Genomic DNA, 20,162 nt, shown 5'->3' with positions numbered 1-20,162 from the left:
ATGTTTCATAAAGTTCTGGTAGCTAATCGAGGGGAGATTGCCGTACGTATTATCCGTGCACTTAGAGAGTTGAATATCACCTCAGTAGCAGTTTATAGTGAAGCGGATCGCAATGCGCTCCACACGGAGCTAGCAGATGAAGCAATTTGTATTGGGCCTGCTAAGAGTTTAGATTCTTACGCCAATCCAGTGGCTATTCTATCTGCGGCGATTGTAACTGGTGCCGATGCTATTCACCCTGGTTACGGTTTTCTTTCAGAACGTAGCGACTTTGCATCAATGTGCGAAGAAATTGGTATAAAGTTTATTGGACCGCAAAGCTGGATTATTCATGACATGGGCAATAAGCAAAATGCTCGTGAAACTATGAAAGCAGCTGGTATTCCAATCACTCCAGGTAGTGAAGGCTTAGTATCTTCTTTAGAGGAAGCTGAAAAGATCGCGACTGAAATAGGCTTTCCACTAATGATCAAAGCAGCCGATGGCGGTGGTGGTAAAGGAATGCGACGAGTTGAAACGCCCGACATGCTCGTTACAATGTTTAAACAAGCCCAACAAGAAACTCAGTCTGTTTATGGTAACCAACATTTGTACATGGAACGAATCATCTATCCAGCAAAGCATATCGAAGTGCAATTGCTTGGAGATGAACATGGACATGTTGTACACTTAGGTGAACGTGATTGCTCATTACAAAGAAACAACCAAAAAGTGATTGAAATTGCGCCTGCTCAATCATTACCTAATGAAGTTCGAGAAGCTCTTTGCTCGACAGCTGTGAAGGCAGCAGCAGCCATTGGTTATACAAATGCGGGTACTATTGAGTTTCTGGTGGATGAGGAATATAACTATTACTTCATGGAAATGAATACTCGTTTACAAGTAGAGCATCCCATTACTGAGATGATTACGGGGATAGATATTGTTAAAGAACAAATTCGAATTGCGATGGGGCAAAAATTAACATTCACACAAGAAGAAATTGTTTTCTCAGGTGTTGCGATTGAATGTCGCTTGAATGCAGAAGACCCTCGAAATGGCTTTAGACCATCTAGTGGTTACATTAATCGTTTAATTATGCCCTCAGGAGGAATGGGCTTACGTATTGAAAGTGCGATTTATCCTCAATATGCATTGCCACCATTTTATGATTCAATGATTGCAAAAATCATTGTTCATCGTCCAACACGAGAAAAAGCTTTTACACTGTTAAATCGTGCATTAGTTGAAGTGGTCGTTGAAGGTTTAGAAACGAATGTGGAGTTGTTAGAGGAACTGGCATTTCATCCTGATGTTCAAGCAGACCGCACACATACTAAATGGCTAGAAGAAGTATTTATGCCAGAATGGTTAGAAGCACTGTCACAAGACAATGAAATGAAAAATCAAGAGGTAACAGAGGAGGGATAATATGGCGTTGTTTCGTAAGAAAAAAACAATTCGGTTAAATCCTGAATTGCCAACAAAATCCATCCCAAGAAGAACAGAAATTCCAGATAACCTAATTGAACGTTGTCCGAAATGTCATAAAGTTATTTTTCAAACACAACTACCAGAGAATCATTGTTGTCCACATTGTCAGAACCATTTACAGTTTCCAGCAAAAAAACGCATTGAATGGCTGACTGACAAGAACAGTTTTGTAGAATGGGATAATGATATCGATTCAGCAGATCCGTTAGAGTTTCCAGGCTATCAAGATAAACTAACATTGGCTCAAGAGATTACTGGCTTGAAAGAAGCTGTACTAACTGGGCAAGCGACATTGAATCAATTGCCACTAGCATTAGGTGTAATGGACAATCGCTTTGTTATGGCAAGTATGGGGACCGTTGTTGGTGAGAAGTTGGTTCGTCTATTTGAAGAAGCGACTAAACAATCATTACCGGTAGTCCTATTCATCGCATCGGGAGGAGCTCGTATGCAAGAAGGCATCCTATCATTAATGCAAATGGCAAAAGTAACTCAAGCAGTGGCAAAGCATAGCCAAGCAGGTTTGTTTTACTGTACTGTTTTAACGAATCCGACAACTGGAGGCGTAACTGCTAGTTTCGCAATGCAAGGCGATATTACATTAGCGGAGCCTGGAGCAACGATTGGCTTTGCTGGAAAACGCGTAATCGAACAAACAATTAAAGCCACTCTTCCTCAGGAATTCCAAAAGGCAGAGTCTGTGCTTGAAAATGGCTACATTGATCAGATTGTGAAACGTGATGACCAAAGAAAAATATTACACCTATTATTGACTATTCATCAAACACACCAGTGAAAGGAGTGAGAAAATGCAAGCCTATCAAATCGTTCAAAAAGCTCGTGAAATCTCACGTCCTTCAACAATTGAGGTGATTGATTTCTTATGTACTGATTTTATTGAATGTCATGGCGACCGTATAATGGCTGATGATGCCGCAATTGTCGGTGGAGTCGGCTTGATGGACAATAAACCAATCACGATTATTGGCATTCAAAAAGGTAATAATACAAAAGAAAATATTCGTAGAAATTTCGGTTCTGCTGGCCCAGCTGGTTATAGAAAAGCGCAGCGTCTAATGAAACAAGCTGAAAAATTCAATCGTCCCGTACTGACACTGATTAATACGGCCGGAGCATTTGCAGCGCCTGAATCAGAAGAGTATGGTATCGGTGAAGCAATTGCGAGTAGTTTAACGCTAATGAGCGAATTAACTGTACCAACAGTGGCTATCATACTAGGTGAAGGCGGCAGTGGCGGCGCAATCGCTCTTGCCCTATCTGATAAGGTATTGATGCTGGAAAACAGTATATACTCAATTCTTTCACCAGAAGGCTTCGCTTCGATCCTTTGGAAGGATTCTAAGTTAGCTTCACAAGCAGCAGATGTCATGAAATTAACAGCTACTGATTTGTTGGAAATGGGAGTGATCGATGGTATCATTTCAGAAACACATAACGGTAGCACGTTGGCGAAAGATGCTATTCTTGCTGAGATTAATCGAACGGTTCACCAAGTTTTTAGTGAATTAGACGCATTTTCTCAAGAAGAACTATTAATTGCGCGTCATGCTAGATTCCGTAAATTTTAATAAATATTGCCGCCTATTTTTGGGCGGTTTTTTTTTATTTGAATGCTGGAAATAACATTCTTGCATTAATTTGATTAAAGTGATACATTAAATGTACATTTGGTTAAAATAATGGATGTAAGATGAGAAGAGGAGTGTATTTGGTGAAGTTAAAGAAAAAGTTATTTACGCTTGTTGCGAGTTTATTGGCATTAGGTGCCGTTAATCCAATCGTATCGATTGGTGCACAAGAGGTTGTTGAACTTAATCCAGATGTTGAGCAAACGTTAAATATTGCAACAAATGGTGAATTGTCGGTTTTAGATAGTATGTTATACAATGACGTACCTACTTCAGATATGATTGGTCAAACATTTGAAGGCTTATACCGTGTGACAACTGGTTCTGATGTTGAACTAGGGCAAGCCGAAAGTGTTGAAGTAAGCGACGATGGTTTAGTCTATCGCTTTGTTCTGCGTGAAGGTTTAACATGGAGCGATGGCGAACCGGTGACTGCAAATGATTATGTCTATACTTACCAACGCTTAGTTGATCCGACTTCAGGTTCAGTGGCAGCATCAACGGTTGAAGTCTTTAAGAATGCAGCAGCGATTCGCGCGGGCGAAATGGATGTAGCTGAATTAGGTGTCGTAGCTGAGGATGATTTAACGTTAGAAATTACCCTTGAGTATCCAGCGCCTTATTTTCCTAAATTATTAACAGGTAGTCGTTTCTTACCTGTCAGTCAAGCCTTTGTTGAAGCAATTGGGTCAGATTACGCGACATCTTCAGAGAATGTGGTTAGTAACGGGCCTTTTACCATTGAAAATTGGAATGGTACAAACTTAGAGTGGAATTTAGTTAAGAATCCTAATTACTGGGACGCTGAAAATGTTTATTTAGAAGATGTGTTAGTGTCAGTTGTAAAAGAAACGAGTACCGGCGCTGATTTATTTGATGCGGAAGAATTAGATTATGTGGTTCTAACCGATGATTTTGTTCGCTTGTATGATGGAAGTGAATTTTTCAATACGATTCCTAAAGCGACAAAAGGCTATTTAATCTATAATACTAGTCGCGAAGCAACTGGCAATGCAAACATTCGCCGTGCGATTGGCCAAGCCATTGATAAAGTCCTTTATGCTGAATCGGTTATCAAAGATGGTTCAATTCCTTTACATGGTTTAGTTCCTCGTAACTTTGATGTGAATGAAGCCGGTGAAGATTTCCGTGATGCTCAAGGTGACTTGTTAGTTTATGATATCGAAGCAGCTCAAGCTGATTGGGCGACTGGATTAGAAGCATTGGGTGTTGACTCACTTGATTTAGAACTTCTTACATCAGATGTTGACCTATCTCGTCGTACTGCTGAGTTTTTACAAGCTCAATTGCAAGATAACTTACCAGGTCTAACCTTAACAATTCGTAGTGTGCCTTTACAAAACCGAATTGAGTTTTCTCGTAACTTGGACTTTGATATCATGTATGGTACTTGGGCGCCTGATTATCAAGATGGTATTAATTTTATTGAACAGTACACGACTGAAGGTGGCATTAACTTCGGAGATTACAGTAACGAAACTTATGATGACTTAGTTGAACAAGCTCGAGTAGAGTTTGCGAATAAACCAGAGGAAAGACGTGCTGCCTTACTTGAAGCAGAAAGAATAGTCATCGATGAAGATGCAGCTGTAACACCTTTCTATCAAGCATCTACATCTTACTTATTAGATACGAATGTAGAAAACTTTGAAGTCTATCCTTTTGGTCGAACAATTAATTTACGAACAGTTTATGTTAGCGAATAATTTAGCTAGTTGATAGACACTGATTTTGCCTTATTAACGGACGTGCCTTCGATGGTATGTCCGTTTCGTTTATCTTCTATCCTAAACTGGCTGCAGTTTAGAGGTTTCTCGATGAATGACCATTTAACGGAGCAAGTAACAATCGATAACATTGAGATAATAGCCTAAGTGAAGTACAATATTCTTGCTGAAACCTAAATTCATAGAAAGAGACAAACGGCAGTCAAAAAGCGTAATATATTAGGCAATAAACAAGTAGCAATGACTAGAAAAGAGGTGGAGTATGGCACAATATATTCGATTCATTATACGCAGAATCCTTTTTATGATTCTAACAATCTTTGTTATTATCACAGTAACTTTTTTACTACTACAATTTCTACCAGGAACACCATTTGCTAATCAGGAAAATTTAACTGAGAAACAAATAGAAGTTCTATATGAATTGTACGGATTAGATAAGTCAGTCTTCGACCAATATGTGACTTATCTTGGCAACATACTTAGGGGAGATTTGGGTGTATCCTTTCAATTTAACAATACACCTGTGACTCAGATTATTACGGATCGCGCGGGCCCATCTTTCCAAATTGGTATCCAATCGATGGTATTAGGGACTGTTATTGGGACTTTACTGGGAATAATTGCGGCCTTTAAGCAGAATACCTGGTTAGACACATTTACATCAGTCTTCGCAATAGGAGGGCGCTCGGTCCCTAGTTTCGTCTTTGCAGTTCTTCTTCAATTTATTTTTGCCGTTAGTTTAAAATGGTTTCCGATTGCATTCTGGCGTGAAGGCTTTATGTCAAGTGTTTTACCAACCCTTGCTTTATCTATTTCGCCAATGGCAGAGGCCTCTCGTTTTATACGGACAGAAATGATTGAGGTCTTAAATAGTGATTATATTGAATTAGCCAAGGCCAAGGGCTTTAGTAATTTATATGTGATATTCAAACATGCATTGAGGAATGCCATTATTCCTTTACTAACCATTCTCGGACCGGTAACAGCTAGTTTAATGACCGGTTCCTTAGTAGTCGAGAATATATTTTCAATCCCAGGAATTGGTGAGCAATTTACTAAATCAATTTTAGTCAATGACTATCCAACGATTATGGGGATTACCATCATGTATTCTGGCATACTTGTCACATTAATTTTAGTTGTGGATATTCTCTATGGTTTAATTGATCCGAGAATGCGCACAGTTAAAGGAGGTAGTTGATGATGAGGAAAACAAGATTACCTCAAACAGATTATAATCATGAATTATTAAGGGAACTTCCAAAAATTGATGCAGGGAAATTTCATTTGGACAATCAACAAAATCAAGATAAAATGGAAGAAATTGTCGTTCCGTCTTTGAATTTTTTACAAGATTCATGGAGGCGTCTGAAGAAAAATCGTGGCGCAATGATTTCATTCGTGTGTCTGATTATTATTATTAGTCTAGCGGTTGCTGCTCCTTTGGTGGCACCACACAATCCAAATGCTCAGAATCCAGAATGGTCAAATTTACCTCCGAAAATTCCATTTCTCAAACAATTTACATGGTTTGACGGATTAACCCTTAATCGTGGAGGTTCATTAACCGATAATTATGCAGATCAAGGGGTACCAGCAAACGTTTACTACTACCTTGGGACTGATGCACTGGGGCGCGACTTACTTTCACGAATCATTTATGGAACAAGAATTTCTTTAATGGTGGCTTTTTCTGCCGCGGCAATCAACTTTGTATTAGGCATAAGTTACGGCATAATTTCTGGTTGGGTCGGTGGTAAAATTGATACCTTTATGCAACGCATTTTAGAAATACTGTCTGGAATTCCGAACTTAGTCATCGTCGTATTAATGTTATTAGTCATGCGACCAGGTTTGCTTTCAATCATTATTACAATTGCACTAACAAGTTGGATTACAATGTCTCGGGTGGTTAGGGCCCAAACGATTAGGCTTAAGCAACAAGAATACGTACTTGCCGCCCAAGTATTGGGTCAATCAACGCCAAAGATATTAATCAAACACATTCTACCGAATATGCTTGGCTTAATCATCGTTCAGATTATGTTTGCTTTACCTTCGGCCATCTTCTTTGAAGCCTTTTTAAGTTTCATTGGTATTGGTATTCCTGCTCCAAACGCTTCGCTAGGAACATTAATTAATGACGGTTATCAAACATTCAGATTTTTACCGCACTTAATGTGGTATCCTGCAGCAGTCATTTCGATTTTAATGTTGGCATTTAATTTATTGGCTGATGGTTTACGTGATGCTTTTGATCCTAAGATGAAAGAGTAGGTAGTCGTATGAAGAAAAAAATATTATCAATCGAAAATCTACAGATTAGTTTTCAAACATTTGCTGGAAAGGTTCAGGCAATTCGTGGGGTGGATTTTAATCTTTATGAAGGCGAAACTTTAGCGATTGTTGGTGAGTCGGGATCTGGAAAATCAGTGACTACTCGTTCAATCATGGGTCTTTTAAGTAAAAATGCAATTATAGAAACAGGTAACATTGAATTTAAAGGGGAGAATCTCCTAAGTTTCTCAGATAAAAAAATGCAGAAGATTCGTGGCAAGCAAATTGCGATGATTTTTCAAGACCCCATGACTTCCTTGAATCCTACTCTAACTATTGGACGCCAAATTATGGAAGTCTTAAAAAAACATCGGGGAATGGATGCGAGGCAAGCGGTTGATGAAGCACTCAATCTATTGATTCTATGTGGTATTCGCAATCCGGAAGAACGTTTAAAACAGTACCCACATCAATTCTCAGGGGGGCAACGGCAAAGAGTTGTGATTGCAATCGCGTTAGCAGGTGATCCTGAAATATTGATAGCTGACGAACCAACAACTGCATTGGATGTCACGATTCAAGCTCAAATAATTGAATTACTAAAGAAAATTCAAAAAGAAAAAAAGATGACAATAATTTTTATTACACATGATCTGGGCGTTGTCGCAAATGTAGCAGATAGAGTGGCAGTTATGTATGCAGGTCGTTTTGTTGAAATCGGTCCAGTGGATGATATTTACTATCATCCACAACATCCTTATACATGGGGCTTGCTAAGTTCGATGCCTACTCCAAAATCAACAGGAACGCTTTATACGATTCTAGGAACGCCCCCCAATTTACTTCGGCCACCAAAAGGTGAAGCTTTTTCATTGAGAAATGAATACGCATTAGCACTAGATTTCGAACAACAAGCACCGATGTTCGAAGTAAATCCAGAACATTTCGCAGCTACATGGTTACTGCACCCAGATGCTCCACACGTTACACCACCACTAAACATTCAAGAAAGATATGCACACTATGCTGCTAAGAAAGAAGGAGGGAATCCAGGATGGAACAGTTTTTAAATAATTCTGTAGCACCTCTTCTGCAAGTGAAGAATTTAAAACAGTATTACAATCCTGCTACCAATAAAGAAGTAAAAGCAGTCGACGATGTTAGTTTTAACATTTATACAGGTGAAACATTCGGCCTTGTAGGAGAATCAGGAAGTGGTAAATCGACGATTGGTCGGGCCATTGTTAATTTATTTCGACCAACAGCGGGGGAAATCATTTATAAGGAAACATCATCTTCAACGCTGAAAACCAAAAAAGATCGCTTGGCTTTTAATAAAGAGGTTCAGATGATTTTTCAAGATCCTTATGCCTCCCTCAATCCTCGAATGAAAGTAAACGACATCATTGGTGAGGGCTTAGATATTCATGGATTAGTAAATAGCCCCAAGGAACGGACAGACAGAGTGAGTGACCTTTTAGAAGTCGTTGGCTTAAATAAGGATCATGCGACGCGTTATCCTCACGAATTTTCCGGGGGACAGAGGCAGAGGATTGGAATCGCACGGGCTTTAGCAGTTGAGCCGAAATTCATCGTAGCAGATGAACCAATTTCAGCACTGGATGTATCAATCCAAGCTCAAATAATTAATTTACTTGAGGAATTGCAGGCTGATCGTGGGCTTACCTACTTATTCATTGCCCATGATTTATCGATGGTTAAATACTTTAGTGATCGAATTGGCATGATGTACCGGGGGAAAATTGTTGAAATTGCAAGTTCCGATGTGCTTTATGAGAACCCACTCCATCCCTACACACAAAGTTTACTGTCGGCAATTCCTTTACCGGACCCTGATTACGAACGTGAGCGACGCAGAATAATTTTCAATCCTACAGATGATTTTTTTTCATCAGATAAAAGTTTGCAGGAAGTTGAGTCCGATCACTGGGTTTATCAAAAAAAATAATTTGAAAAATTTTTCACAAGAAAAAAGAATGCGACTCATTATTCTAATTTAAGTGAGAAAAGCTTCTGAATATAAGTGAAAACTAGTACAGTTTTCAACATGTAGCATAACAGAATAACAGGTGAAAAATCGTCTAAAGTACGAAAAAACGGACGGAACCCTATGAAAATCTGTTTCTCATATTTGCATGCTAACTTCTCACAAACTAGAAAAATGCACTAAAAAAACGCTGACACACCGCTTGGGGCTTGCATTCTTAGTGGATAGGTGGTAAATTATTAGTTGGAAAGGTAATGTAACAGTTACTATGGCTGTGTATTACTGAATCAATTTTAGAGAGGAATGTGTAAAGGATGGCAGAAAAGAAAGCGAATGTTAAAATCGAAGACTTATTAAATCCAGAAAACTTTGATTTTAGCACAGTACAAGTATTAGATGAGAATGGGACAGTTGTTAACCCAGATTTAATGCCAGATTTAACTGATGATGAGTTTGTTCAATTAATGGAGGATATGGTATGGGCACGTGAGTTGTTCAACCGTTCTACGGCATTGGCTCGTCAAGGACGCTTAGGTTTCTACGCTCCTACAGCTGGTCAAGAAGCATCTCAAATTGGATCAATTTCAGTTACAACTAAAGATGACGCTATTTTACCAGGTTACCGTGATATCCCACAATTAATCAAACATGGTTTACCATTATCTAAAGCTTTCTTATGGTCTAAAGGACATGTTGAAGGAAATAACTATCCAGAAGACTTACGTGCATACCCACCACAAATCATCATTGGTGCACAATATGTGCAAGCAGCTGGTGTCGCATTAGGTATTAAGAAAAACAAACGTCAAGGAATTGCGATGACATGGACTGGAGACGGTGGTTCATCACAAGGAGATTTCTACGAAGGAATCAACTTTGCTGGAGCTTATAAGGCACCTGCAGTCTTCTATATCCAAAATAACGGATGGGCAATTTCGACTCCTCGTGAGTTACAAACAGCAGCAGCAACTCTAGCTCAAAAAGCAGTTGCAGTAGGAATTCCAGGAATCGTTGTAGATGGTATGGACATCCTAGCAGTTCATGCTGTTTCTAAAGCGGCTCGTGACTACGCTATCGCTGGAAATGGTCCAGTTCTTATTGAAACACTATGTTACCGTTTCGGAGCCCACTCATTATCCGGTGATGATCCAAAACGTTACCAACCAGATGGTATCCAAGATGAGTGGCAAGCAAAAGATCCATTAATCCGTTACCGTAAATTCTTAACTGACAAAGGCTTATGGTCTCCAGAAAAAGAAGAAGAAGTAATTGAACGTACTAAAGAAGAATCAAAAGCAGCGATTAAAGAAGCGGACCAAGTTGAAAAACAAAAAGTGTCAACATTCTTGAAAAATATGTATGAAACACCTGACTTTGTAACACAAGAACAAATTGACAAATATGAAGCAAAGGAGAATAAATAATCATGGCTCAAAAAACAATGATTGAGGCTATTACAGAAGCATTAGCCATCGAATTACGTAATGATGACCGTACTTTAATCTTTGGGGAAGACGTTGGTAAAAACGGTGGAGTTTTCCGTGCAACTCAAGGCCTACAAGATGAATTCGGTGAAGATCGTGTATTCAACACTCCTTTAGCTGAATCTGGTATTGGTGGTTTAGCAGTTGGTTTGTCACTAGAAGGTTTTCGTCCAATTCCAGAGATTCAGTTCTTCGGATTTGTATTTGAAGTTATGGACTCTGTTGTAGCTCAAGCTGCGCGTACTCGTTACCGTATGGGGAATACACGTAATATGCCAATTACAATTCGTTCACCTTTCGGTGGTGGTGTTCATACACCTGAATTGCATGCGGACAGTTTAGAAGGATTAATTGCACAATCACCAGGTATTAAAGTGGTTATCCCATCAAACCCATATGATGCAAAAGGTTTATTAATTTCTGCTATTCGCGACAATGACCCAGTTGTCTTCTTAGAGCATATGAAATTATACCGTTCATTCCGTGAGGAAGTTCCAGAAGAAGAATATACAATTCCTTTAGGTAAAGCTAAAGTAGTTCTTGAAGGTACAGATGCTACTGTAATTACTTACGGTGCGATGGTACAAGAATCTGTTAAAGCTGCTGAAGTATTAGCAGAAGAAGGTGTATCTGTAGAAGTTGTAGACTTACGTACAGTACAGCCATTAGATATCGAGACAATCACTGCTTCAGTTGAGAAAACAGGACGCGTTGTAGTTGTTCAAGAAGCACAACGTCAAGCTGGTGTAGGCTCTAGAGTAATTGCTGAAATTTCTGAAAGATCTGTACTTTCATTAGTTGCACCAATTGGTTTTGTTGCTGCTCCGGATACTGTATTCCCATTTGGTCAAGCTGAAAAAGACTGGTTACCAAATGCTGAAGATATCGCAGACAAAATTCGCGAGTTAAAAGAATTTTAATTAAATACACTTTGATAGATGGCCCTGCATAGGGCTGTCTTTTAAAGGCTTGTATGAAGCGAGATACTTAAAAGAGCTAATAGAAAAGGAGTAAACAAAATATGGCATTCAAATTCAAATTACCTGCCTTAGGTGAAGGAATTATGGAAGGCGAAATCGTATCTTGGGCTGTAGCCGAAGGCGATGAAGTTAAAGAGGACGACACACTAGTTGAAATCCAAAACGATAAGTCTGTTGAAGAATTACCTTCTCCAGTAAACGGTAAAGTACTTAAGATTCATGTAGCAGAAGGTGAAGTTGCAACATTAGGTCAAGTAATTATTGAAATCGATGCACCGGGTTATGAAGACGATTCTGCTGAAGAAACGCCAGCAGCACCAGCTGCAGCACCAGCGGGCGCATCTTCTCAAACAGCAGCACCAGCCGGAGGAACAAGCTACTTCCAATTCAAGTTACCTGCATTAGGCGAAGGTATCATGGAAGGTGAAGTTGTTTCTTGGGCAGTTGCTGAAGGTGACGAAGTTAAAGAAGACGATACTTTAGTTGAAATTCAAAACGACAAATCTGTTGAAGAATTACCTTCTCCAGTCGATGGAAAAGTTGTGAAAATTCATGTTCAAGCAGGTGAAGTAGCAACATTAGGTCAAGTAATCATCGAAATTGATGCACCTGGTCACAATGGAGCAACAGAAACTGCAGTAGAATCTACACCAGCATCACCAACTGCAGAAGAAGGAACTGTACCAGCAACTGCATCAACATCAACAGCAGCGCCATCAGCTCCAGCAGATCCAAACAGACGCATTTTAGCCATGCCATCAGTACGTAAATTAGCCCGTGAAAAAGGAATTGACATTACTTTAGTGAATGGATCAGGTAAAAATGGCCGAATTACTGCAGATGATGTTAAGAACTTTAATGGATCAGCAGTGCCAGCTACTGAAACACCTTCAACTGAAGTTGCAACTGCAGTAGCAGCAACACCGGCAGCTCCAGCAGCTAAACCAACACCTGCGAAACCTTATACATCACAACGAGGAGAAGCAGAAACACGTGAACCAATGACAGGAATGCGTAAAGCAATTTCTAAAGCGATGGTTAACTCAAAACATACTGCACCTCATGTTACTCACTTTGATGAAATTGAAGTGTCTAAATTATGGGATCACCGTAAGAAATTTAAAGATATCGCTTCAGATCGCGATACTAAATTAACATTCTTACCTTACGCTGTTAAAGCTTTAATCGCAGCAACTAAGAAATACCCAATCTTGAATGCATCATTAGATGACGCTACTCAAGAAGTAGTTTATAAAAACTACTACAATATCGGTATCGCAACTGATACTGACCGTGGTTTATTTGTACCAAATATTAAAGATGCAAACACTAAGAGCATGTTTGATATCGCGGATGAAATTACTGAATTAGCTGGCAAAGCTCATGAAGGTAAATTATCAGCAACAGATATGGGACAAGGAACGATCACAATCTCAAACATTGGTTCTGCTGGTGGTAAATGGTTTACGCCAATTATCAACCATCCTGAAGTAGCTATTCTTGGCTTCGGTTCAATCGTACAACAACCAATCGTTAACGAAGAAGGTGAATTGGCAGTTGGACGTGTAATTAAGTTATCTCTTTCTTATGACCACCGTGTTATTGATGGAGCGACTGCTCAAAAAGCGATGAACGAAATTAAGAAATATCTCGCTGATCCAGAATTGTTATTAATGGAAGGTTAAGGTGAAACATAAATGGTAGTAGGAGATTTAGCACTAGACTTAGATACAGTTGTTATTGGTTCAGGTCCTGGTGGATACGTTGCAGCAATTCGTGCAGCGCAATTAGGCCAAAAAGTAGCTATTATTGAAAAAGAAAATATCGGAGGCGTTTGTTTAAACGTCGGCTGTATTCCTTCAAAAGCTTTAATTAATGCAGGACATGTTTACCATAGCGCGCTAACTGGTGATCAGTTTGGTGTATCAGCTAAAGATGTTACGATTGATTTTGCTAAAACACAAGAGTGGAAAAAAACACAAGTTGTTAATAAATTAACCAGTGGTATTGAGTACCTTTTAAAGAAAAATAAAGTTGAAATTATTCGTGGAGAAGCTTTCTTTATTGATGAATCAGCTTTACGTGTGATGGAAGAAGATGGCCCAGGCCAAACTTACAACTTTAAAAACGCTATTGTAGCAACAGGATCTCGTCCAATTGAAATCAAAGGTTTCAAATTCGGTAAACGTATTATCGATTCTACTGGCGCGTTAAACTTAACTGAAATTCCTAAAGAATTAGTGGTAATCGGTGGAGGTTACATTGGTTCGGAATTAGCAGGTGCGTTTGCAAACCTAGGTTCTAAAATCACTATTTTGGAAGGATCACCACAAATCATCCCTACTTTTGAAAAAGACATGGTTAAACTTGTTGAGAAAGAATTCAAGAGTAAAGGGGTTGACATCGTAACAAAAGCAATGGCTAAGAGCGCTGAAGTTAATGGCGACCGTGTAACTGTTGCATACGAAGTTAATGGTGAGGAAAAATCAATTGAAGCTGATTATGTGTTAGTAACAGTTGGTCGTCGTCCAAATACTGACGAACTTGGTTTAGAAGTTGCTGGTGTTGAAATGACTGATCGTGGACTTGTAAAAGTTGACAATCAAGGTCGCACTAACAAGAAATCAATTTTTGCAATTGGTGATATCGTTCCTGGAGCTGCACTTGCTCATAAAGCAAGTTATGAAGCAAAAGTTGCTGCTGAAGCAATTGCTGGAGAACCCTCACAAATTGATTACATTGCAATGCCATCAGTATGTTTTACTGACCCAGAATTAGCTTCTGTGGGTCATACTAAAGCATCTGCAAAAGAAGCTGGTTTAGATGTTAACGTATCGAAATTCCCATTCTCTGGTAATGGACGTGCATTATCATTAGGTCAAGCGGAAGGTTTTGTACGTTTAGTGACTACTAAAGAAGATAATGTTATTGTGGGTGGCCAAGTGGCTGGACCAGGCGCTTCTGACGTATTAGCTGAATTAACATTGGCTGTTGAAGGTGGCTTAAATGCGGAAGATATCGCATTAACAATTCACTCTCATCCATCATTAGCTGAAACAATTATGGATACAGCTGAGTTAGTTTTAGGCAATCCAATTCATATTTAATAAATTACTAAAACCGTTCATACACATCACGTGTAGAACGGTTTTTTTCGTAGTATAAGGGATGATAAATTTTATGTTGATTTAACAAGCTTTGTGTTATGGTGCTACGCTCAGCTTGTTAATTTTCCAATCGCGGTGGTCGTCTTCAAAGCCTAAGGCTTTTCCGACTCAATCGGCTAGGCTCTGACTCGTTCAATGCGTTTACAGTCAGAGTACGCTGCGCCTGATTTAGTAGCAATTGGTGATGGCTGAGTTTTTATACAGCTTTGGAAAATACATCACTGAGTTAAGCAAAAATTATCCAACAACAATATCGCTTTAAGATCAAGCAAAAACTGCTCATTCGATGTTAAAGAACTCGGACTCCTCCGAAATTTTCTGATAGTATCCAGGATTAATGTGTCATTCTGTTTTTAGAGGCTTTGCTTAGAATAAGAGGGAATCTAAGCCTGATAGTGAGAGTGACTTAGTTAGCGTTACCGATATTAACAATCGGATGCAAGTAAATTATGGAGCACCTCACTATATTTTTTAAAACGTTCGGTTTTTGAGCTTAAAAAAAAAAAACAACCCTATTCGGAACAGGGAAAACCAAACTATTAACGAACGTTTGTGTTTCGGTAGTGTTTTTAGTTCGGTTATTTATTGTGTATTGATTTCAGAATGGGTATCTTAGAAAGGTAGAAAGAACATAACGTAATGAGGAGTGAAAATGTGAAAGAAGTGTTGGAGAGTACCAACTCAGCTATTAGCAATTTCCATGGCATTGATAGTGTTGTTGAATCGGGTGGTTTGTTTGGAATTTGGAATCATCCTCTAGCGAATCAGATGACCTATTTTGGCTTACATGCTTTACAGCATAGAGGGCAAACAAGTGCGGGGATTGTAACAAGTGATGGGCAAATTTTTAAAGCTCATCGCGGCTATGGCTTGTTGAATCATGTGTTTTCGTCGGTAGATATGTTGAATGGCTTGAAAGGTAATAGTGCAGTTGGACAAGTTCGTTCAGCAACTCAGAGTGACCAAGCAGATGATTCTAATATTCAACCTCTGTTGTTTCATTTTAACAATCAATCGATTGCGATTAGCCATAACGGCAATTTAACAGAAGCACTCTCGATGCGTCAAAGCCTTGAAGCGGATGGCGCGGTATTTTCATCAAATTCTGCAGCAGAATTATTAATTCATTTAATTAGACGCGCCAAAGTTAAAGACTTTAGATTAGCCCTAGAACAATCTTTACAACAACTAAAAGGTGGCTTTAATTTCTGTTTATTAACAAATGATGGCTTATACGGGGCGGTCGACCGCAATAGTTTCCGTCCATTGATTATTGGCAAGTTTGCGAATGGTGCCTATCTTTTAGCCAGTGAAACATGTGTCTTATCTAGTATTGGGGCAAGTTATGTAACTGAACTAGCGGCAGGTGAATATGTTGTCATTAATAACTATGGTTATCAGATTTACCAATATGCCACTGATACAGAAACAACTTTAGAACCGATGGAGTTTATTTACTTTTCGCGTCCAGATTCAGATATAGCTGGCGTCAATGTGCATGCTGCTAGAAAGAGAATGGGGAAACAGTTAGCCAAAGAACATCCAGCCCAAACAGCAGATATAGTCATTGGGGTTCCGAACTCATCCTTATCAGCAGCGAGTGGTTATGCTGAAGAACATAACTTACCTTATGAAATCGGCTTGATCAAACATCAATATATTGGTCGTACCTTTATTCAACCAACTCAGGAGTTACGTGAACAAGGTGTTCGCTATAAACTGTCAGTTGTTGAGAGTTTGATTAAGGGGCAAGAAATCGTCCTAGTTGATGATTCAATCGTTAGAGGCACGACGGTCAAACATTTGATTCAATTACTGAGAGAAGCTGGAGCAAAAGCGATTCATTTAAGAATAGCCAGTCCAGCTATCCGTTTTCCCAATTATTATGGTGTGAATACAACGCACACCAGCGAATTATTTGCGGCCAATTATACAGTGCCAGAATTAAATGAGATTTTTGGTAGTGATTCACTTGGCTTCCTATCAATTAATGGTTTAGTCGATAGTATAAATGTCGCATCTGCCGATTCAAAACCTATCGGTGTTAGTTTGGACGCTTATACGGGGGTTTATCCAGCAGATATTGGAGATTATCGTCAAGAGTTTGAAGAGAATTTAAGTCCCTTACAGAAAACAATTTTAAAAGGAGAATTTCAAGATGAGTAATGCTTACCAACGTGCAGGTGTAGATATTGAAAAAGGATACGAAGCAGTTAGCCGAATGAAGAAGCATGTTAAAAGAACAGCTAGACCAGAGGTTATGAACCAATTAGGTAGTTTTGGCGCACTTTTTAAGTTAAATAATACACAGTATGAAAATCCTGTTTTAGTCAGTGGAACTGATGGTGTAGGTACTAAATTACTGTTAGCTCAAACATCAGGGCGTTTGGATACAATTGGGATTGATTGTGTGGCAATGTGTGTCAACGATATTCTAGCTCAAGGTGCAGAGCCATTATTTTTCCTAGATTATTTAGCTGTCGGTTCAAGTAATCCAGAAAAAATTGAACAAATTGTCGCTGGGGTTGCTGAAGGCTGTGTTCAAGCAGGTGCTGCCTTGGTTGGCGGTGAAACCGCTGAAATGCCAGACTTATATGAAGAAGATGAATTTGATTTAGCTGGCTTCTGTGTGGGTGTTGCTGATGAGAAAAACATCTTAGATGGTAGCAAAGTTGCTGAAGGCGATGTTTTAATTGGTTTACCAAGTTCAGGCATCCATTCAAATGGCTATTCTTTAGTCCGCAAAATATTCTTTAAAGACCATTCTCTAGACTATGCTTATCAAATGGCTGATGGCCAAACGCTATTAGATCATTTATTGATCCCGACTAAAATTTATGTCGAAGAAGTCTTACCGTTTGTTAAATCACAACAAATTAATGGGATTGCTCATATTACAGGTGGTGGTTTCTACGAAAACTTACCTAGGATGTTTGGTGAAGACTTAACAGCTGTTGTGGATACAACTAGCTGGGAGTTACCACTTATTTTCACAGAAATGCAAACATTAGGCGACTTAGCCCAAGATGAAATGTTTAATATTTTCAACATGGGAATCGGCTTAGTCTTAGCAGTCGACAAAAATAATGTTGATGCTATTCTGAAAGAAGTTGAAGGCGCTCGTGTCATCGGTAAGATGGCGAAACAAACGGTGGCTGAGGAAACAGTGCGTCTAGTAACAGGCAACGTGTTAGGTGAAGCCTAATGAGATTAGCTTTATTTGCTTCGGGAACCGGAAGCAATGTGCAGGCCATTTTAGATGCGATTAAAGCGGGCAGGTTAACAGCAACAGCTGCTTGTCTAGTCTGTGATCAAGCGGGAGCTAAAGTGATAGATAAAGCCAAGCAAGCGGGCGTACCATATCTAGTCTTAAGTCCGAAAGAGTGTCTTAACCGTGAAGATTGGGAACAACACATTCTAGCTTTTCTAAAGGAGCATGAGGTGGAACTAGTCGTGCTCGCGGGTTTTATGCGAATTATCGGCAAAACTATCTTGGCAGCTTACCCGAACAAAGTCTTAAATATTCATCCATCATTACTGCCTAACTTTCCAGGTAGACATGGTATCAAAGATGCTTTTGAAGCGGATGTAAGTGAAACGGGAGTAACGGTTCATTATGTTGATGAAGGTATTGATACGGGTGAGATTATTATGCAAGAAACAGTTAAGGTCGCAAGTGATTGGACTTTAGAACAATTAGAAACAGCTATTCATAAAATTGAACATGTTTTATATCCAACAGCAATTCAAACAGTTATTGAGAGAGGAAGAAATTAATTATGACACAATATGCATTATTGAGTGTTTCCGATAAAACAAATATTTTAGAGGTTGCTAAAGCTTTAACAGATCGAGGCATTAAATTACTCTCAACAGGAGGCACTTATCAAACGATTGAAGCGTCAGGTTTACCAGTTGAATCAGTAGATAGTTATACAGGTTTCCCAGAAATGATGGACGGACGTGTTAAAACGTTACATCCAAAAATCCATGGTGGACTGTTAGGTCTAAGAACCAATCCAGATCATGTTGCGGCAATGGCAGAGCATAAAATTCGTGCGATTGATTTTGTTATTGTTAATTTATATCCCTTTAAAGAAACAATAAGTCAGCCTAATGTAACCCTGGCTGATGCAATTGAAAATATTGATATCGGTGGCCCTTCAATGTTAAGAAGTGCTGCTAAAAACTATCAAGACGTGACAGTAGTTACTGATCCTTCAGACTACGACACTTTAATTAGTCAATTGCAAGCTAAAGGCGAAACAAGTTTTGAATTTCGTCAATATTTAGCTGGGAAAGTCTTTCAATTAACGTCTCATTATGACACTTTAATTGCTGACTACTTGAAACAATTCTCAGCAGCTGACTCTTTTGAAGCTCACAGCTGGAATCACAAAACGTTAACATTTGTTGACCAAGAAAGCTTGCGTTACGGAGAAAATAGCCATCAAGCGGCTGATTTCTACAAACAAGTCAATGCACCAGCTTACTCAATTGGCGCATCAAAGCAATTAAATGGAAAAGAATTGTCTTACAACAACTTGAAAGATGCTGATGCTGCAATTAAAATTGCCCGTGAATTTAAAGAGCCTGTAGCGGTCGCTTTAAAACATATGAACCCTTGTGGCGTTGCGATTGCTGATGAGATTGAATTAGCTTTCGAGCGTTGCTATCAAGCAGATCCAATTTCAATCTATGGTGGTATTGTTGTGGTCAATCGTCCAGTTAGTTTAGCTTTAGCTGAAAAATTAGCAACGATCTTCCTTGAAATTGTTATTGCACCAAGTTTTGACGAAGATGCCTTAGCTCGTTTAAGCCGCAAGAAGAACTTACGGTTATTAACAGTTGATTTCTCTGCGACTGAAGACAGTTACCAAGATGAATATGTATCTGTTTCAGGTGGTTTACTTGTTCAAACAGCTGATAAATCATATGAATTATCATTAGACGCTGTGAATGACATGCCAGCAGCGTGGAATATTGCAACGAAGCGTCAACCAAACGCTAAGGAAGTTGCTGCAATGAACTTTGGTATGAAAGTTGTTAAACACGTTAAGAGTAATGCGGTTGTTGTCACAAATGAATTTATGACTTTGGGTATCGGTGCGGGACAAATGAACCGTGTTGGGGCTGCTGAAATTGCCTTGAATCAAGCTGAGGCTCAAGATGCGTCATTACGTGATACTTATGTCATGTCAAGTGATGCCTTCTTGCCGATGGGTGATACTGCAGAACTAGCTAATTCACGTGGTATTTCAGCGATCGCTCAACCAGGTGGATCCGTTCATGATGATGCGTCAATTGAAGTCTGTGACCAAAATGATTTAGCAATGGCAATGACGGGTGTTCGTCATTTCCGTCATTAAGAGA

16 protein-coding genes are annotated in these 20,162 nt (G+C 39.2%); all 16 read left to right on the top strand.

Annotated elements, in window-relative coordinates; translation table 11 throughout:
* The 16 genes from accC (at position 1) to purH (ending at position 20,158) form a co-directional block, all read left to right on the top strand.
* A complete protein-coding gene (accC, locus tag ACTQ45_RS08430) occupies positions 1-1,410 on the top strand; it encodes an acetyl-CoA carboxylase biotin carboxylase subunit (protein ID WP_441752839.1) in 1,410 nt (469 codons plus the stop codon).
* A 1-nt stretch (position 1,411) separates the two neighbouring features.
* Entirely contained in the window at positions 1,412-2,269 is an 858-nt protein-coding gene (gene accD, locus ACTQ45_RS08425; protein WP_441752837.1) for an acetyl-CoA carboxylase, carboxyltransferase subunit beta, read from the top strand.
* Positions 2,270-2,282: 13 nt separating this feature from the next.
* On the top strand, positions 2,283-3,062 hold the full coding sequence (accA, locus tag ACTQ45_RS08420) for an acetyl-CoA carboxylase carboxyl transferase subunit alpha (protein ID WP_441752835.1): 780 nt from the start codon (positions 2,283-2,285) through the stop codon (positions 3,060-3,062).
* Between the two features lie 143 nt (positions 3,063-3,205).
* The gene (locus tag ACTQ45_RS08415) at positions 3,206-4,849 is read left to right on the top strand and encodes a peptide ABC transporter substrate-binding protein (RefSeq protein ID WP_441752833.1); all 1,644 of its coding nucleotides are present in this window, start codon (positions 3,206-3,208) and stop codon (positions 4,847-4,849) included.
* A gap of 283 nt (positions 4,850-5,132) precedes the next feature.
* Positions 5,133-6,074, top strand: coding sequence for an ABC transporter permease (locus tag ACTQ45_RS08410; protein WP_441752830.1), 942 nt, complete (start codon positions 5,133-5,135; stop codon positions 6,072-6,074).
* Positions 6,075-6,076: 2 nt separating this feature from the next.
* Positions 6,077-7,150, top strand: coding sequence for an oligopeptide ABC transporter permease (opp3C, locus tag ACTQ45_RS08405; RefSeq protein WP_441763464.1), 1,074 nt, complete (start codon positions 6,077-6,079; stop codon positions 7,148-7,150).
* An 8-nt stretch (positions 7,151-7,158) separates the two neighbouring features.
* Positions 7,159-8,220, top strand: a complete 1,062-nt coding sequence (locus tag ACTQ45_RS08400) for an ABC transporter ATP-binding protein (RefSeq protein ID WP_441763463.1) — start codon at positions 7,159-7,161, stop codon at positions 8,218-8,220.
* Positions 8,205-9,119 (top strand): ABC transporter ATP-binding protein, encoded by a 915-nt coding sequence (locus ACTQ45_RS08395; RefSeq protein ID WP_441752825.1) that lies wholly within the window; start codon positions 8,205-8,207, stop codon positions 9,117-9,119. Before ACTQ45_RS08400 ends, ACTQ45_RS08395 begins: the two co-directional genes overlap by 16 nt.
* A gap of 353 nt (positions 9,120-9,472) precedes the next feature.
* The gene (pdhA, locus tag ACTQ45_RS08390) at positions 9,473-10,582 is read left to right on the top strand and encodes a pyruvate dehydrogenase (acetyl-transferring) E1 component subunit alpha (protein ID WP_441752823.1); all 1,110 of its coding nucleotides are present in this window, start codon (positions 9,473-9,475) and stop codon (positions 10,580-10,582) included.
* Positions 10,583-10,584: 2 nt separating this feature from the next.
* Positions 10,585-11,562 carry an alpha-ketoacid dehydrogenase subunit beta gene (locus ACTQ45_RS08385; RefSeq protein WP_441763462.1) on the top strand — a complete coding sequence of 326 codons (978 nt, stop codon included), beginning with the start codon at positions 10,585-10,587 and terminating at the stop codon, positions 11,560-11,562.
* 101 nt (positions 11,563-11,663) lie between these two features.
* A complete protein-coding gene (locus tag ACTQ45_RS08380) occupies positions 11,664-13,307 on the top strand; it encodes a dihydrolipoyllysine-residue acetyltransferase (protein WP_441752819.1) in 1,644 nt (547 codons plus the stop codon).
* Positions 13,308-13,319: 12 nt separating this feature from the next.
* Positions 13,320-14,729, top strand: a complete 1,410-nt coding sequence (gene lpdA, locus ACTQ45_RS08375) for a dihydrolipoyl dehydrogenase (protein WP_441752817.1) — start codon at positions 13,320-13,322, stop codon at positions 14,727-14,729.
* A gap of 723 nt (positions 14,730-15,452) precedes the next feature.
* Positions 15,453-16,955, top strand: coding sequence for an amidophosphoribosyltransferase (gene purF / locus ACTQ45_RS08370; protein WP_441752956.1), 1,503 nt, complete (start codon positions 15,453-15,455; stop codon positions 16,953-16,955).
* Positions 16,948-17,994: a phosphoribosylformylglycinamidine cyclo-ligase gene (purM, locus tag ACTQ45_RS08365; protein ID WP_441752815.1), complete on the top strand. Its 1,047-nt coding sequence runs from the start codon at positions 16,948-16,950 to the stop codon at positions 17,992-17,994. The genes purF and purM overlap by 8 nt, the downstream gene beginning before the upstream one ends.
* Positions 17,994-18,566, top strand: coding sequence for a phosphoribosylglycinamide formyltransferase (gene purN / locus ACTQ45_RS08360; protein ID WP_441752813.1), 573 nt, complete (start codon positions 17,994-17,996; stop codon positions 18,564-18,566). Before purM ends, purN begins: the two co-directional genes overlap by 1 nt.
* A gap of 2 nt (positions 18,567-18,568) precedes the next feature.
* The gene (purH, locus tag ACTQ45_RS08355; protein WP_441752812.1) at positions 18,569-20,158 is read left to right on the top strand and encodes a bifunctional phosphoribosylaminoimidazolecarboxamide formyltransferase/IMP cyclohydrolase; all 1,590 of its coding nucleotides are present in this window, start codon (positions 18,569-18,571) and stop codon (positions 20,156-20,158) included.
* The last annotated feature ends 4 nt before the right edge of the window (positions 20,159-20,162 follow it).

It is taken from the genome of Fundicoccus sp. Sow4_D5 (assembly GCF_052116365.1).
Classification (GTDB): Bacteria; Bacillota; Bacilli; order Lactobacillales; family Aerococcaceae; genus Fundicoccus.
This window is presented reverse-complemented; position numbering and strand designations above follow the sequence as displayed.